Raw genomic sequence first — 16,583 nt, forward strand, 5'->3', positions numbered from 1 at the left:
AGGGCGACCGGGGGGGGGGGGCGACCTGCCTGGGCCGTCGCCGCCTTCGACGGGGTGCGATTGTCGTCGCCGGCGGTCCGGCGCCGGATCGGGCAAGGGCCAAGGACAGAGTCGCGGGATGAGGGCAGCAAGGCGTGGGCAGGCGAGTGCCCGCTCCACCCGGTGGTGCCACCACGGACCTCGCCGGAGGCCTCGGTCGGGCCAGGCCGCCGGCGCTTTTGCGCCGCCGCCCTCGGTCGGCGACAATAGGCGTCCCGTCCGTACCGCTCCCGGCCGCCACTCAGGGCCCGGATCGCTGCGGGACGGCCGTTCCTTTTCCCACGGTGACGCATGAATTTCCACGAATATCAGGCAAAACAACTGCTTGCCGAGTACGGCATCCCGGTCCCGGCCGGCAAGGTCGCGGCGACTCCGGAAGAAGCGGTTGAAGCCGCCAAGTCGCTTGGCGCTGGCCCTTGGATGGTCAAGGCGCAGATCCACGCAGGTGGCCGCGGCAAGGCCGGCGGCGTCAAGTTCTGCAAGACCACCGACGATGTGAAGGCCGTTGCCGAGAAGCTGCTCGGCACCAAGATGGCCACCTACCAGACCGCCGGCGTCGAGCTGCCGATCAACCTGGTGCTGGTGACCACCGCTGGTGAGATCGTCAAGGAGCTGTACCTGTCGGTGCTGGTCGACCGCGGCACCCGCACCATCAGCTACATCGCATCGAGCGAAGGCGGCATGGAGATCGAACAGGTCGCCGCCGAGACCCCGGACAAGATCCACACCCTCAACGTCGACTTCGTCGAGGGCGTGCAGGGTTACCACGGCCGCGACATCGGCTTCAAGATGGGCCTGACCGCCAAGCAGGCCGGCCAGTTCGCCAGCATCATGGTCAACCTGTACCGCATCTTCAACGAGAAGGACCTGGCGCTGGTGGAGATCAATCCGCTGGCCATCCTGGACGACGGCAACCTCTACGCGCTGGACGGCAAGTTCAACAGCGACGACAACGCCAACTTCCGCCACAAGGAACTGGTCGCCATGCGCGACAAGTCACAGGAAGACGAGACCGAAGTGACCGCTTCGGAGCTGGACATCAACTACGTCACCATGGACGGCAACATCGGCTGCATGGTCAATGGCGCTGGTCTGGCCATGGCGACCATGGACGTGATCAAGCTCAACGGCGGCGAGCCGGCGAACTTCCTGGACGTGGGCGGCGGCGCCAACAAGCAGCGCGTGATCGAGGCGTTCAAGCTGATCCTGTCCTCGGACAAGGTCGAAGGCATCTTCGTCAACATCTTCGGCGGCATCGTCCGCTGCGACATGATCGCCGAGGGCATCATCGCGGCGGTCAAGGAAGTGGGCGTCAAGGTGCCGGTCGTGGTGCGCCTGGAAGGCACCAACGTGGAAGAAGGCAAGCAGCTGCTGCGCGACAGCGGCATGGCCATCATCCCGGCCGACAACATCAACGACGGCGCCAAGAAGGTCGTTGAAGCTGTCAAGAACGCCGCCTGATCCACGACACCAAGGAACTCCAATGTCTGTTTTGATCAACAAGAACACCAAGGTGATCGTGCAGGGCTTCACCGGCCAGCAGGGCACCTTCCACGCCACTCAGATGATCGAGTACGGCACCCAGGTCGTCGGCGGCGTCACGCCGGGCAAGGGCGGCACCACCCACATCGACCTGCCGGTGTTCAACACCGTGGCCGATGCCGTGCAGAGCACCGGCGCCGACGCCTCGGTGATCTACGTGCCGCCGCCGTTCGCGGCCGACGCGATCCTGGAAGCGGCTGCGGCCGGCATCAAGGTCATCGTCTGCATCACCGAAGGCATCCCGGTGCTGGACATGCTGCGCGTCAAGAACGTGCTGACCCGCTCCTTCCCGGAGACCGTGCTGATCGGGCCGAACTGCCCCGGCGTGATCACCCCGGGCGAGTGCAAGATCGGCATCATGCCGGGCCACATCCACAAGCCGGGCAAGATCGGCATCGTCTCGCGTTCGGGCACGCTGACCTATGAAGCGGTCAAGCAGACCACCGAGGTCGGCCTGGGCCAGTCCACCTGCATCGGCATCGGCGGCGACCCGATCAACGGCCTGAACTTCGTCGACTGCCTCAAGCTGTTCAACGAAGATCCGCAGACCGAAGGCATCATCATGGTCGGCGAAATCGGCGGCGACGCCGAGGAAGCCGGTGCCGAGTACATCGCCAAGCACGTCAAGAAGCCGGTCGTCGGCTTCATCGCCGGTGCTTCGGCCCCGGCCGGCAAGCGCATGGGCCACGCCGGTGCGATCGCCTCGGGCGGCAAGGGCACGGCCGAGGGCAAGTTCGCGGCGATGGAAGCCGCAGGCGTCAAGACCGTCCGCTCGCCGGGCGACCTGGGTGCGGCGATCGCCTCGCTGGTGAAGTAAGCCGTCAGCGCTGCGGCAGCGACCCGCCTTCGGGTGCGTCCTTGTCGCCGCCGCTGTCCGCAAAGGCCTCGCGCGAGCGAGGCCTTTTGCGTTTAGAGGATCCGGTACGCGGCACTGCCGCGGTGTCCCTGGCGCGACGAGGCGGATGGGGCGGGCACGCACTGCTGCCCCGCCAACGTCTGCGCAATCAAGCAGTTGCGCCATCCCCTTGGTCGCCATTCGTCCCTGCGGCCCCGCCATTGGTCCCCTGGCCGGGTGGTGCCGTCCCTGTGTTGCCGACACGGTCCGGCACTCTGCCGAAACTGCCGCCACTTTCTTCGGCAGCGACAGGAGCGGATGCGTGATCAGGCGATGGCGGGCAGCGGTATGCGGGGCGGGCATGGCGATGGGTATCGGCGGCATCTGCGCGGCGGCGCCAGGCGACTGGGCCAGTTATGCCGGCGCGCCCGGCGGCGGGCAGTATTCGCCGCTGACCCAGATCACCCCGGACAACATCGGCCGGCTGCGCATCGCCTGGTCGTTCCGCACCGGCGAACTCGGCGCGGGCCTGCCCGATCCGGAGCGGCGCCGCTTCGAGGCCAATCCGCTGGTGCTGGGTGGGCGCATGTACCTCACCACCGGGACCGGTATCGCCTTCGCGCTGGATGCGGCGAGCGGCCACGAACTGTGGTCGTTCGATGCCAAGGTCGCGCGCAACAAGCACTACAGCGACCCGGCCTCGCGCGGTGTGAGTTTCTGGCGCGACACCCAGGCGACGGCGGGCGCGTGCCGCGAGCGCATCGTGTACGGCACTCTGGATGCGCGGCTGATCGCGCTGGATGCCGCCGACGGCAAGCCCTGCGCCGGGTTCGGCAAGGACGGCATGATCGACCTGCATGCCGGCATCGATGTGCACGACAACGCCAGCGATGCCTGGGCCAACTATGCGGTGACCTCGCCGCCGGTGGTGGCCGGCGACGTGCTGGTGGTCGGCAGCTCGATCGGCGACAACCGCGGGCATGCGCTGGAGCAGGGCGTGGTGCGTGGCTACGACGCGCGCAGCGGCCGCGAACTGTGGCGGTGGGATCCGGTGCCGCGCGAACCAGCCAAGGCCACCGCCGCCGGCTGGCAGCCGGAGCAGGCGGCCGCGGTCGGCGGCGGCAATGCCTGGGCGCCGCTGTCGGTGGATGCGGCGCTGGGCCTGGTCTACGTACCGACCGGCTCGGCCAGCCCCGACTATTACGGCGGCGAGCGCCTGGGCGACAACCGCGACACCGACTCGCTGGTGGCGCTGGACCTGCGCAGCGGGCGCCGGGTGTGGGCGCAGCAGTTGGTGCATCACGATCTGTGGGACTACGACCTGGCCTCGCAGCCGGTGCTGACCACGGTGCAGACTGCGCAGGGACCGCGCGCGGCCGTCTTGCAGGCGACCAAGACCGGCTTCCTGTTCGCCTTCGACCGTCGCGACGGCACGCCGCTGTTTCCGATCAGCGAGGTGCCGGTGCCGGCGTCCGACGTGCCGGGCGAGCGCACTTCGCCGACCCAGCCGATGCCCGAGCCGGGGTTGCGGCTGGGTCGGCATACGCCGCTGACCGCCGCCGATGCCTGGGGGGCGACGCCCGGCGCGCGCCGCGAATGCGCAGCGCTGATCGCCGGGCTGCGCTCGGAAGGCCTGTTCACCCCGCCCAGCGTGCGCGGCACGATCGCGCTGCCGGGTTGGGCCGGCGGCGTGAACTGGGGCGGCATCGCGGTGGATCCACAGCGCCAGCTGGCGATCATGCCGGTGTCGGACTTGCCGATGCAGGTAGCGCTGATCCCGCGCGAGCAATTCAGCAAGGCCGAGCGCGCGCGCCATCCGGACCAGCAGTTCAACGACATGGAAGGCACGCCGTACTACATGCGCCGCGGCATGTTGAGCTCCTCAGGCGGCATTCCCTGCGTCAAGCCGCCGTGGGGGCGACTGGTGGCGGTGGATCTGCGCACGCGCAAGATCGCCTGGGAGCGCCCGCTCGGTACCCTGGAAGAGAAGCTGCCGTGGCTGCCGCTGGAGGTGGGCACGCCGCTGCTCGGCGGCGCGGTGACCACGGCCAGTGGCCTGACCTTCATCGCCGCGGCGGCCGATGCGCGCCTGCGCGCGCTCGACAGCGCCACCGGCAAGACCCTGTGGGAGGCCAAGCTGCCGGCCGGCGGCCAGGCCACGCCCTCGGTCTATGCGGTGGGGGGCAAGCAGTACGTGGTGATCGCGGCCGGCGGGCGCGAAGGCATGGGCACGATGGGCGACTACGTGGTCGCCTATACGCTGGCACGATGGGCGACTACGTGGTCGCCTATACGCTCGACGGCACCGGCAAGGACGTGGTGTTCCAGCACGGCGTCGGCGTGCGCATGGCGGTGCTGGGCCTCGCTGGGCTGAGTTTGTGTGCGGGAGTGGTGGTGTTGCTGCGGCGCTGGCGCCGGCGGCGCCTTGAGCGGACTGGCGCTGGCATCCGCTGAAGCACATGGCGGTGGCTGGCCGGCGCTTCGGGATTGATTGCAGTCGGGACTGAAGTCCCTCCCACAGTGAGGCCTCGGCACGTGCTGTCCCTGGAGTGAGCGCGGCTTCGGCGGCGACGCGCGGTGCATGCGCCAGCGATTTCTGTTGGTCGTGCATGTTGCTCGATTGTGGGAGCGACCTCAGTCGCGACGCGGGGGGCCTGGCCAAGCGGCTTTCTCGGCGGCGCGCAGCGGAGAGAACGTCCCACGGCATCGCTGCGGCTGCCGCCATGTGCGCACCAAGATGCGGCCTGCCCGGACTCCATGCTCACACTCCAACGTGGCGGTACGCGCATCATCGGCCGCAACCCGGCGCAGCGCTACACTGCGCATGGCGGCACGCGGAGCAGCGGCGCCGCGGCAGGTGCGATGCGCTCGCGTGGCGCCTGCGTGTCTCCCACTCGTTCCTGCAAGGTTGCCTATGTCCGCTTCCCTCCGCCTCGCCATGGCCCAGTTCGATTTCCCGGTCGGCGCCGTGACCCAGAACACCGACCGGATCATTGCGTTGATCGAGGAGGCGCGCGACGAGTACGGCGCCGACGTGGTGCTGTTCCCGGAACTGGCGGTCAGCGGCTATCCGCCGGAAGACCTGCTGCTGCGGCCGGGTTTCCTGGCCGACTGCGAGCGCGCGGTGCAGCGCATCGCCGCACAGGTACGTGGCATCGTCGCGGTGGTCGGCTGGCCGCAGAGCGCCGGCAGCGTGGTCTACAACGCCGCCAGCGTGCTGCGCGGCGGCCGCATCGAGCGCACCTACCGCAAGCGCGAACTGCCCAACTACGCGGTGTTCGACGAGCGCCGCTATTTCGATGTCGACCCGGACGGCGAGAACTGCGTGTTCGAGGTCAAGGGCACGCCGGTCGGCCTGGTGATCTGCGAGGACCTGTGGTTCCCGGAGCCGCTGGCGGCGACCGTGCGGGCGGGCGCGGAACTGGTGCTGGTGCCCAATGCCTCGCCCTACGAGCGCGGCAAGCATGCGCAGCGCGACGCCTTGCTGGCCGAACGCAGCCGCGAGAGCGGCGCGGCGCTGGCCTATCTTAACGTGGTCGGCGGCCAGGACGCGCTGGTGTTCGACGGCGCCTCGGTGGTGGCCGACGGCGACGGCACCGTGCATCCGGCGGCGGCCGCCTTCACCGACCAATGGCTGGTGGTCGAGTACGACATCGCCGCACGCCGCTTCGCGCCGCTGCGCTGGACCGACGACGGCGACGAGAGCATGGATGCGCTGGCCTGGCGCGCGGTGGTGCGCGGGCTGCAGGACTACTGCGCAAAGAATCGCTTTTCCAAGGTCTGGCTGGGCCTGTCCGGCGGCATCGATTCGGCGCTGGTGCTGGCGATGGCGGTGGACGCGCTTGGCGCGGACAACGTCACCGCGGTGCGGCTGCCGTCGCGCTACACCGCCGACCTATCCAACGACCTGGCCGCGGATCAATGCCGCACCTTGGGCGTGAAGCTGGAGACGGTGGCGATCGAGCCGGCGTTCGAGGGCCTGCTGAGTGCGCTCGGCCCGCTGTTCGCCGGCACCGAACCCGACGTCACCGAGGAGAACCTGCAGTCGCGCAGCCGCGGCGTGATCCTGATGGCGCTGGCCAACAAGTTCGGCGGCCTGCTGCTGACCACCGGCAACAAGAGCGAGTACGCGGTCGGCTACGCCACCATCTACGGCGACATGTGCGGCGGCTACGCGCCGCTGAAGGACCTGTACAAGACCGAGGTGTTCGGCCTGGCGAAGTGGCGCAACACGGTGGGCGGTGCGCCGGTGATCCCGCCGGCGGTGATCGCGCGGCCGCCCTCGGCGGAACTGCGCGCCAACCAGACCGACCAGGATTCGCTGCCGCCGTACGACGTGCTCGACGGCATCCTGTATCGCTACGTCGACCAGGAGGAATCGCGCGACGAGATCGTCGCCGCCGGCTATGCCGCCGAGGTGGTCGACCGGGTGGTGCGGCTGGTGCGCATCAGCGAATGGAAGCGCCACCAGGCCGCACCGGGACCGAAGGTGTCGCGCCGCGCGTTCGGGCGCGAGCGGCGTTATCCGATCAGCAATGGGTATCAGGCCTGAGGGAACTCGGAAAAGCCGGGACCCGCGATTTTTCCGCGAGTGCAAGGCGGTTGCGATTGCACTGTGGGAGGGACTTCAGTCCCGACGGGCTTTGCCGGGAAAGCCTGTCGGGGCTGAAGCCCCTCCCACAAAAAATCGCTTGATAGCGATTTTGCCGCGGACACCATCATGGCGTGCCGCATCTTGGAAGATTAAGGCTTTTCCGGGTCCCGGCCCCCGGGCCCTGGGTCCCCGCTCTGCAACAACCGCAACCCAAACGCATCGTCCTGCGCATTCCAGCCGTGGCTGACGCGCAGGCCGGCCTCGGCGGCCATCGCCGCAAAGCTCTGGTCGGTGTACTTGTGGCTGTACTCGACCTGCATCGCTTCGCCTTCAGCAAAATCGAAGCGGCGCCCGGCCACGGTCACCTGCTGTGCGCACTGGCTGACCAGGAAGGTCTCGATGCGCTCGCGCGCTTCCGAATAAACGGCATGATGGCGGAACTGCGCCAGGTCGAAGTCGCTGCCGATCTCGCGGTTGAGCCGGTGCAGCAGGTTCAGGGTGAATTCGGCCGTGACCCCGGCGGCGTCGTTGTAGGCGGCCTCCAGCAATGCCGAGTCCTTCACCAGGTCGATGCCGACCAGGGCGCAGCCGTCCGCGCCCATGGTCTGGCGCATCGAGCGCAGCAGGGCGATGCCGTCCTCGCGGGTGAAGTTGCCCAGGGTCGAGCCGGGGAAGAACACCAGGGTGCGGCGCGCGCCGCGCTGCGGTGCCGGCAGCGCCACCGGCGCGGTGAAGTCGGCGCATACCGGCAACATCTGGATGTGCGGGAAGCGTTCGGCCAGCCGCGTGGTGCTGGACATCAGCATGTCGCGGGAAATCTCGATCGGCGTGTAGGCCACCGGCATGCGCAGGCCGTCCAGCAGCAACTGGGTCTTGCGGCCGCTGCCGCTGCCCAGTTCCACCACGTGCGCGCCGGTGCCCACCGCCTGCGCGATCGACGGCATCCGCGCTTCCAGCAGGTCCAGCTCGGTGCGGGTCAGGTAGTACTCGGGCTGGCGGGTGATCGCCTCGAACAGGCGCGAGCCCTCGGCGTCGTAGAAATACTTGGACGGCAGCTGCTTGGGGCTGCACGACAGGCCGGCGATCGCATCGGCGGTGATGTCGTCCGGCTGCGGATGCAGGTCGGTGAGGGCGGCTTCGGTGAGGGCACGGGCGGTTGCGGCATTCATGCGGAATCCTTGGCCAGGCGCACGCCGGCGAACTGCCACCGCGCATCGGAGGGGAAGAAGTTGCGGTAGCTGGCGCGGATGTGGTCGCGCGGCGTGGTGCAGCTGCCGCCGCGCAACACCCACTGCGCGTTCATGAACTTGCCGTTGTATTCGCCCAGCGTGCCCGACCACGGGCGGAACCCGGGGTAGGGCAGGTAGGCGCTGCCGGTCCATTCCCAGACATCGCCGAACAACTGCTGCAGGCCGGTGTCGGCCGGCGCCGTCGACTGCGGATGCAGTGCATCGGTGTCGACGAAGTTGCCGGCGATGGCGACACCGGTGGCAGCCTGTTCCCACTCCGCCTCGGTCGGCAGGCGCGCGCCGGCCCAGCGCGCGAAGGCATCGGCCTCGAACAGGCTGAGATGGCACACCGGTGCATGCGGATCGCGTTCGCGCCAGCCGCCGAGGGTGAATTCGCGCGCGCCGTCGGCGTGCCAGTACAGCGGGCGCTGCCAATCCTCGGCGCACCGCTGCGCCCAGCCGTCGCTGAGCCATAGCCCGACCGTGGCATAGCCGCCATCGTCAATGAACTCGTCGTATTCCGCATTGCTCACCGGGCGGCTGGCCAGCGCATGCGCCGGCACCAGCACGCGATGCCGCGGCGATTCGTTGTCGTAGGCGAAGTCGGCATGCGCCGGCCACGGCGCGGCACCGATCTCGCCGATCTGCTCATCGCGCTGCAGCCAGCGCAGCGGGGACGCAGGCGCGTTCTGCGTCGCCAGATCCGCGCGATACGCCGGACCCAGCGGGTTGCGCCAGAACGCATGCTTGATGTCGGTGAGCAGCAGTTCCTGGTGTTGTTGTTCGTGCTGCAGGCCCAGTTCCAGGATCTGCAGCGTCTGCGGCTCCAGCGTGCCGGCCTGCAACTGCGCCAGTACGCGGGTTTCGATCTCGCTGCGGTAGTCCAGCACCTGCGCCAGCGATGGCCGCGACAGCAGGCCGCGATGCGGCCGCGCATGCGCCGGACCGATGCTCTGGTAGTAGCTGTTGAACAGGTAGTCCCACTGCGGATCGTGGGGGCGGTACGCCGGATCGGCGCCGAGCACGAACCGCTCGAAGAACCAGGTGGTGTGCGCCAGATGCCATTTGGCCGGGCTGGCGTCGTCCATGCTCTGCACCATTGCGTCTTCTTCGCTCAATGGTGCGGTGAGATGACGGCTGCGTGCGCGCACGCGGCGCAGGCGGTCCGCCAGCGTCGCGACGGATGCGATGGGCGAGGGCGGTGACGCCGGAGAGATCGCTTGCATCGATGCAGTCTTAGCGCAGCGGCGTGAACGGACCGTCACGCGTCGCGGACCGTGGCGTTACCCTAGCCACATGTCTACGAGCGCCTTGCACCACCCTGCCGGTTCGGCGTCCGCCGGCGCCCTGGTCGACCTCGATACCGCGGCGGAGGCGTTCGCGCTGCCGCCCGGCGTGCGCTACCTGGACACCGCCAGCAAGGGGCCGCGCCTGCACCGTGCACTGGTCGCGGGGCAGGCGGCGCTGGCCGAGTCGATCGCGCCCTGGACGCTGTCCTTCGATGCCTGGCGCGCGCAGATCGAAGACCTGCGCGCGCTGGCCGCGACCACCTTGTTCTCGGGCGACGGCGATGGCGTGGCGATGGTGCCGTCGGCCGCCTATGGCCTGGCCATCGCGGCGCGGCAGGTGCCGTTGGCGCCCGGCGATGCGGTGTTGCTGCTCGATGGCCAGTTTCCGTCCAATCTACTGGCGTGGCAGCAACGCTGTGCCGAGAGCGGCGCGTCCCTGGCGGTGGTGCGGCGCGCACCTGGGCAGGACTGGACCGCGGCGGTCCTGGCGACGCTGGATGCAGAGCCGCGCGTGCGCGTGGCGACCCTGCCCAACGCCTACTGGCGCGACGGCAGCCTGCTGGATCTGGACCGCATCGCGCCGCGCGTGCATGCGGCCGGCGCGATGCTGGTGCTGGACCTGAGCCAGAGCCTGGGCGTGCTGCCGGCCCGGCTGGACGCCTGGCGGCCGGATTTCGTGGTCTCTGTCGGACACAAATGGCTGCTCGGACCGATGGGGCTGGCATGGCTGTGGGCCTCGCCGCACTGGCGCGCGCACGGCGTGCCGTTCGAGCAGCACTGGCAGGCGCGCGACCCGGGGGCGGATTGGCAGTTCCCGGCCGAGGCGCCGCCCCCGTACCGCAGCGGCGCGCGTCGCTTCGATGCCGGCGGCGTCGCCGACCCGCTGCGCCTGGCGATGGCCAGCGCGGCGCTGCAGCAGGTGCAGCAGTGGCAGCCGGCGCGCATCGCGCAGCGGCTTGGCACACTTGGTGCGGCATTCGACGCGGAGTTGCACGCGCTGGGCGCGGGCGACTGGACCGTGCCTGGGCATGCGCCGCACCTGTACGCGCTGCGCCCACCAGCGTCGTCGATGCCGGCCTTGCTGCCATGGCTGCAGCACGCGCAAGTCATCTGCACCCATCGCCATGGCGCCCTGCGCATCGCGCCCTATCTGCAGTTGACGCCGGAGGCGATGCGCGGCCTGGCGCAAGAGATGGTGGCTGCGGCGCGTGCTTAACGCACGTGCGTGCGGTTGTTGTCTGTCTTCGGTTTCGATGGGAAGGCAATCGACTACTGGTCCGCATCGCCGATCCTGTTTGATGCCTGGCTTCAGCCGCGACCCGATGCCGCTGTGATGCGTTTAGCGCGGGTGCGGGTTGCCGAAGGCCGGCCACATCGCTGATGCCCGCGGTGCTGGCTTGACCTACCGCCGCGCCGCCAGGCGCAATCCACGCGGGGTCAGCACCCGCTCCAGCAGTTCGAACAGGCCCTGGACCAGCAACGCCAGCAGCGCGGCCGGCACCGCGCCTTCCAGGATCAGGCCGAGGTCGTCGAGGCGGATGCCGGTGAGGATCGGCTGGCCGTAGCCGCCGGCGCCGATCAACGCGCCCAGGGTCGCGGTGCCGACGTTGATCACCGCCGCGGTCTTGATGCCGGCGAGGAGAGTGCGCAGCGCCAGCGGCAGTTCGATCCGCCACAGCCGCGTGCCCGGCGGCAAGCCGAGCGCGGCGGCAGTCTCGCGCAGCTCGCGCGGGATGCCGGTGATGCCGGCATGCATGTTGCGCACGATCGGCAGCAGGCTGTACAGGAACAGCGCGGCGATCGCCGGTTTGGCGCCGATGCCGAACAGCGGGATCATGAACACGAATACCGCCAGCGACGGCAGCGTCTGCAGCACGCCGGTCAGGGCCAGCACCGCCTGGCCGAGCCGTGGCCGGTGCGCGGCCAGGATGCCCAGCGGCAGCGCCACCAGCAGGGCCAGGCCCAGCGACAGTCCGACCAGCGCCAGGTGCTCGCGGGTGCGTTGCAGCAGCCGTTGCAGGCGTCCGTCCTCGGCCGGCGCGGCGATGCCCAGCCAGTGTGCGGCGATGGCGCTTTCGGCACGCTTGTCGAGCTTGGCCTCGGCGTTGAGCCGCTGCATGGTCGCCGCGTCGATGCGCCCGCCCAGCCCCTGCAGCGCCTGCACGAAGCGCGGCGCGCGCTGCGCCAGGTCGGCGCGGTACAGGAACACCGCGGCGTAGCGCGGGAAGTAGTGCCTGTCGTCCTGCAGCACCAGCAGGTCGTGCGCGGGAATCTCGGCGTCGGTGCTGTACAGGTCGGTGAGGTCGATCGCGCCGCTGTCCAGCGCGCGGTAGGCGAGGTCGTGGTCCAGGCCGGTGGGCACCTGCGGCAGGCCGTAGGCGTCGCGCACGCCGGGCCAGCCGTCGGCGCGCGAGACGAATTCGTTGCTCAGTCCGAACTTCAGCGTCGGATGCGCGGCGAGGTCGGACAGGCGCACGATGCCCAGCGCCTGCGCGCGTTGCCGGCGCATGCCGAACGCATAGGTGTTGTCGAAGCCCAGCGGCGCGCTCATCGCCAGGCCGCGCTGCGCCAGCGCCTTGCGCAGCGCGTCGTCGTCGGCGCCCGGCAGTTGCAGCAGCTCGGCGGCCAGGGTGCCGGTGTACTCGGCGTAGGCGTCGATCGAACCCTGCTCCAGCGCGCGCCACAGGATGCGGGTGCCGCCGAGCTGGCGCCGGTGCTCGACCTCGACCCCGGCCTGGCGCCCGGCGCCGGCGGCGATCTCGCCCAGCACCACCGCTTCGGTGAAGTTCTTCGAGCCGACCACGACCTTGGTGTCGGCGGCAGCGGCCGGCAGACCCAGCAGGCTGGCAAGGCTGCCCAAGGCGACCACTGCGACCGCGCGGCAGTGCGTGCCCAGCGACGTCATCGCGCCTCCTCCAGCGTGCGCTGCGCCTGCAGGAACTGGCTCACGAACGGATCGGCCGGCGCCTCCAGCAAAGTGCGTGCACTGCCTTCCTGCAGCACGCGGCCGCCGCGCATCAGGACCAGGGTATCGCCCAGGTAGGCGGCCTCGGCGACGTCGTGGGTCACCAGCACCACGGTCTTGCCGAGCAGCGCGAACAGTTCGCGCATCTGCGTCTGCAGTTCGTGGCGCACGATCGGGTCGAGCGCGCCCAGCGGTTCGTCCAGCAGCAATACCGGCGGGTCCAGCAACAGCGCGCGGATCAGTCCGACGCGCTGGCGCTGGCCACCGGACAACTCGGCTGGATAACGCGCCAGCAGCGCTTCCGGCAGGCGGCACAACGCAGCGAGCTCGTGCAGACGCGCGGCGATGCGCGGCCGCGTCCAGCCCAGCGTGCGCGCCAGCAGGGCGGCGTTGTCGCGGGCGCTCAGGTGCGGGAACAGGCCGCCTTCCTGGATCACGTAGCCGATGCGCCGGCGCTGCGCCAACAGGGTGGCGCGACGCAACGGCTCGCCCTGGAAGCGCACCTCGCCGCTATCCGGCCACTCCAGCCCCAGCAGCAGGCGCAGCACGCTGGACTTGCCGGCGCCGCTGGGACCGATCAACGCGGTGGTGCGGCCCGGGGCGATGCGAAGATCGACCTGGTCCAGCGCCAGCATGTCGCCGTAGCGGCGGGTGACCCGATGCAGTTCGAACATCGCCGCAGCATAGCCGCAGGCGGCGACCACGCCGTGCGAAGACGTCGCGGCCTCAGCGCGCGGCGTCGGTCAGCAGGTCCAGCGTCGGTTTCGGCCGGCCCAGGTCGTACATCAGGCCGAAATGCGCCTCCGCGCCCTGCTGGTCCGGTTGGTCGAGCAGTTCGTAGAGATTGATCTCGGCGACCACGTCGGCGTAGTCGTTGCGCAGCGTCTGCAGCAGGTCCGCCACGCTGTCGTAGCAGGCGCCGTCGCCGGGATGGCCGCCATCGGTGTTGCCCGTGTAGATCTCGGCGCAGTTGAGCTCGTTGACGTAGACCTTGGTGCCGTATTTCTGCGCGGCGGCGCGCAGCTGTCCGAGATACAGGTCCATCCAGTAGCCGCGCTCGCCGTGGAAGGCGTAGTAGTGGAAGCTGATCCGATCGAAGTCGAAACCGGCGGCCTTGGCCTGGTCGAGGAACCACAGCGAGCCGTTGCGGTCGCCCGGGCAGCGCGCGTTGGCCGAACGATCGTCGCTGTTGCAGGCGGTGATGTTGATGGTGAACTGCAGGCCGGCGCCCAACTCGTCGGAGGCTTGCTTCATGCCGCGGTACATCGTGGTCATGGCCGCGATCCGCGCTGGCGCGGCGGCGCGGTCCAGGTCCTGCTCGTTGCCGATCTCCCAGACCTTGATGTCGTTGGCATAGCGGCGCGCCAGCGCGTAGCCGATCTCGCGCGACATCGGGTACACCATCGGCCGCAGCGCGATGTTGTACTGACGCGAGAGCTGCACCAGCCGGTCGAGCACGGTGAAGTTGCGCGGGTCCACGTCGAACCGGTAGCTGCGCAGGTTGCGCTGATCGAGCAGGCGAAACACCGCCTCGCTCTGGCTGAGCGGGTAGGCCGGGCGGCCGTCGTGGCCGTTGACCCCGTACACGATGGCCGGTGCCGCGGTGGCAGGGGCGGCAGCGACGGCGAGGAGGGCGGCGAACAGGCGCAGCAGCGGGCGCAGCAAGGACAGAGACATGGCGTTCCCGGCGGAAGCGGCCCGGGGCGGGCACGGGACCAGCCTAGCAAGCCCGGCCACGGGCATCGGCGCCAATTCCCGGGACTGCGGTGCGGGTCGCACTCCGCCGGGATCGGTCTGGAGGCGCGCCATGCTGGGCGTCCAGTGATCGGGACTGGCGTTGCCTGGCGACGCGCGCACCCGCCTCGCCTTGGGTGCCCGCTGGTGTCGTCATGGCCGCCTGCAGCCGCCGCGCGCAGGCGCCCGAGCGGACCGCAGGGACCGATCGGCGCTGCCCGGAAACGCGACAGGGGCCTTGCGGCCCCTGTCGGTGTGCATCGTGTCGGCGCGGTGGATCAGCGCTGCATCTGCGAATTGGACTGCCCGGTGGCGGCGGACTTCTCGCCGGCGAACGGGTTGAGCTTGCGGATCATCCACGGGTACTTCGGCCAGTTGCCGGTCAGCCACGGATGCTGCGGGTCGTTGAGCTCGAGCACGCGGCGCGCGTCGGCGGCCAGGGTCTTGTTGCCCAGATGGGTGTAGGCATCGGCCAGCACCGCGACCGCGTCGTTCTGGTAGGCGCTCTGCGGGTAGGTCTCGAGCAGGTAGGTGGCGCGCGAGGCGGCCGACACCCAGGCGTCGCGGCGCAGGTAGTACAGCGCGTTGTCCAGCTCGTGCTGGGCGAACACGTTGCGCAGGGCGATCATGCGCGCGCGCGCGTCGGCGGCGTAGCGGCTGTTCGGGTAGCGCTCGGCAACGGTGTTGAAGTCGGCGTAGGCCTGCTGCGGGGTGGACAGGTCGCGGCGGCTGGGATCCAGCGACCACACCCGGCGCAGGAACACCGTGTCGCGGTTGGAGTTGGACAGCCCGCGCAGGTAGTACATGTAGGCGATGTTGCGCTGGGTCGGGTAGGTGCGGATGAAGCGGTCGATGGTCGACACCGCGTCGTCGTGCTTGCCGGCCTTGTACTGGGCGTAGGCGCTTTCGATCATCGCCTGCTCGGTGTAGTTGCCGTACGGGTACTGCGCGATCAGCCGCTTGAAGCTGCTCTCGGCGCCGGCCCAGTTGCCGCTCTCCATCTGCGCATGCGCCTTCTGGTAGAGCTGCTCGACCGGCATCCCTTCTTCGGGGTTCTTCTTCTGACGGTGGCAACCCGTCGCCACGACCAGCGTGACCAGCAGCAGGGCGATGAAACGGACGTGCGCGGACAGCGGGACGGAGCGTCGGATCATGGGTTCGGGCGCGGCAGGGCAGGAATACGAAGGGGCGATGATAGCCTAGTGGCCTGTCCTGCGACTGACTATGGCCGCCGCGACCCCCTTTTTCCGACCCAAGCCGTGCCCCTGCCATGCCCCATACCCCCCCGGATCTCCCCGAGGACGCCGTCAGCGACGGCCCGCGCCAGGCGCGCGTCCCCGATCACGCCGCCGGTCGCCGCTTCGACGCGGTGCTGGCCGAACTGTTCCCCGAATACTCGCGTTCGCGCCTGGCCGAATGGATCAAATCCGGCGACGCCCTGCTCGACGGCGCCCCGGCGCGGCCGCGCGATGCGCTGCGCGGCGGCGAGATTGCCAGCCTGCACGCGGTGCTGGACACCCAGACCCACGCCCTGCCCGAGGACATCCCGCTGGAGGTGCTGTACGAGGACGACCAGGTCATCGTGCTGAACAAGCCGGCCGGGCTGGTGGTGCACCCGGGCGCCGGCAATCCCAGCGGCACCCTGGTCAATGCCTTGCTGTACCGCGATCCGGGGCTGTCGGCGCTGCCGCGTGCCGGCATCGTGCACCGCCTGGACAAGGACACCAGCGGCGCCATGGTGGTTGCGCGGACCCTGCAGGCGCATACCTCGCTGGTGGCGCAGTTGTCCGCGCGCGACGTGCACCGGCAGTACCTGGCGGTGGTGGTCGGGGCCCTGGTTTCCGGCGGCACCGCCAATGCGCCGATCGATCGCCATCCGCGCGACCGCCTGCGCATGGCGGTGCGCGAGGACGGCCGCGACGCCGTCACCCACTACCGGCTGCGCGAGCGCTTCCGCGCCCACACCGCCCTGGAATGCCGCCTGGAGACCGGCCGCACCCATCAGATCCGCGTGCACATGGCGCACCTGAAGCACCCCATCGTCGGCGACCCGCTGTACGGCGGCCCGCTGAAGCTGCCCAAGGGCGCCAGCGAGGAGCTGATCGCCGAACTGCGTGGCTTCAAGCGCCAGGCGCTGCACGCCGAGACCCTGGAGTTCAAGCATCCGCTGAGCGGCGAGCCGGTCCGCGCCACCGCTGCGGTGCCGGCCGACCTGCAGCAGCTGATGGCCGCCCTGCGCGTGGATGCGCAGGCGGCCGCCGAGCGGGCGCGGCGCTGAGCATGGCCGGGAGCCCGGTTTCCCACGCCCTCGCGCGCGACTGCATTTCGCGCGGCGGCCGGCGGCGCCAGGCTGGTG

The 16,583-nt window shown here is 69.8% G+C and carries 12 protein-coding genes; 6 read left to right on the forward strand and 6 right to left on the reverse strand.

What is annotated here, in order from left to right:
• Nucleotides 1-330 precede the first annotated feature (330 nt).
• From sucC to CEK68_RS07840, 4 genes are all read left to right on the forward strand, one after another.
• A complete protein-coding gene (gene sucC / locus CEK68_RS07825) occupies nt 331-1,500 on the forward strand; it encodes an ADP-forming succinate--CoA ligase subunit beta (protein ID WP_010342227.1) in 1,170 nt (389 codons plus the stop codon).
• 22 nt (nt 1,501-1,522) lie between these two features.
• Nucleotides 1,523-2,398, forward strand: coding sequence for a succinate--CoA ligase subunit alpha (sucD, locus tag CEK68_RS07830; protein WP_026144653.1), 876 nt, complete (start codon nt 1,523-1,525; stop codon nt 2,396-2,398).
• 379 nt (nt 2,399-2,777) lie between these two features.
• Nucleotides 2,778-4,790, forward strand: coding sequence for a pyrroloquinoline quinone-dependent dehydrogenase (locus tag CEK68_RS07835; protein ID WP_226977805.1), 2,013 nt, complete (start codon nt 2,778-2,780; stop codon nt 4,788-4,790).
• A 540-nt stretch (nt 4,791-5,330) separates the two neighbouring features.
• Complete coding sequence (locus tag CEK68_RS07840) at nt 5,331-6,968, forward strand: NAD+ synthase (protein ID WP_152239056.1); 1,638 nt, start codon at nt 5,331-5,333, stop codon at nt 6,966-6,968.
• A 191-nt stretch (nt 6,969-7,159) separates the two neighbouring features.
• Here CEK68_RS07840 and egtD read toward each other — a convergent pair whose 3' ends face one another.
• Both egtD and egtB read right to left on the reverse strand, forming a co-directional pair.
• On the reverse strand, nt 7,160-8,179 hold the full coding sequence (egtD, locus tag CEK68_RS07845) for an L-histidine N(alpha)-methyltransferase (protein ID WP_152239057.1): 1,020 nt from the start codon (nt 8,177-8,179) through the stop codon (nt 7,160-7,162).
• On the reverse strand, nt 8,176-9,465 hold the full coding sequence (gene egtB, locus CEK68_RS07850; RefSeq protein ID WP_152239058.1) for an ergothioneine biosynthesis protein EgtB: 1,290 nt from the start codon (nt 9,463-9,465) through the stop codon (nt 8,176-8,178). Before egtB ends, egtD begins: the two co-directional genes overlap by 4 nt.
• Before the next feature lie 70 nt (nt 9,466-9,535).
• Between egtB and CEK68_RS07855 the strand changes: the two genes are divergently transcribed.
• On the forward strand, nt 9,536-10,744 hold the full coding sequence (locus CEK68_RS07855; RefSeq protein ID WP_226977806.1) for an aminotransferase class V-fold PLP-dependent enzyme: 1,209 nt from the start codon (nt 9,536-9,538) through the stop codon (nt 10,742-10,744).
• Nucleotides 10,745-10,930: 186 nt separating this feature from the next.
• Here CEK68_RS07855 and CEK68_RS07860 read toward each other — a convergent pair whose 3' ends face one another.
• From CEK68_RS07860 to CEK68_RS07875, 4 genes are all read right to left on the reverse strand, one after another.
• Complete coding sequence (locus CEK68_RS07860; RefSeq protein WP_152239059.1) at nt 10,931-12,433, reverse strand: glycine betaine ABC transporter substrate-binding protein; 1,503 nt, start codon at nt 12,431-12,433, stop codon at nt 10,931-10,933.
• Entirely contained in the window at nt 12,430-13,167 is a 738-nt protein-coding gene (locus CEK68_RS07865) for an ATP-binding cassette domain-containing protein (protein ID WP_152239060.1), read from the reverse strand. Before CEK68_RS07865 ends, CEK68_RS07860 begins: the two co-directional genes overlap by 4 nt.
• Before the next feature lie 52 nt (nt 13,168-13,219).
• On the reverse strand, nt 13,220-14,170 hold the full coding sequence (locus CEK68_RS07870) for a hypothetical protein (protein ID WP_152239061.1): 951 nt from the start codon (nt 14,168-14,170) through the stop codon (nt 13,220-13,222).
• A gap of 335 nt (nt 14,171-14,505) precedes the next feature.
• Nucleotides 14,506-15,381 (reverse strand): outer membrane protein assembly factor BamD, encoded by an 876-nt coding sequence (locus tag CEK68_RS07875; protein ID WP_017910377.1) that lies wholly within the window; start codon nt 15,379-15,381, stop codon nt 14,506-14,508.
• Between the two features lie 116 nt (nt 15,382-15,497).
• Here CEK68_RS07875 and rluD point away from each other — a divergent pair, with 116 nt between their 5' ends.
• Complete coding sequence (gene rluD, locus CEK68_RS07880; protein ID WP_152239062.1) at nt 15,498-16,505, forward strand: 23S rRNA pseudouridine(1911/1915/1917) synthase RluD; 1,008 nt, start codon at nt 15,498-15,500, stop codon at nt 16,503-16,505.
• The last annotated feature ends 78 nt before the right edge of the window (nt 16,506-16,583 follow it).

It is taken from the genome of Xanthomonas sp. LMG 12461 (assembly GCF_009192935.1).
Lineage (GTDB): Bacteria > Pseudomonadota > Gammaproteobacteria > Xanthomonadales > Xanthomonadaceae > Xanthomonas_A > Xanthomonas_A sontii.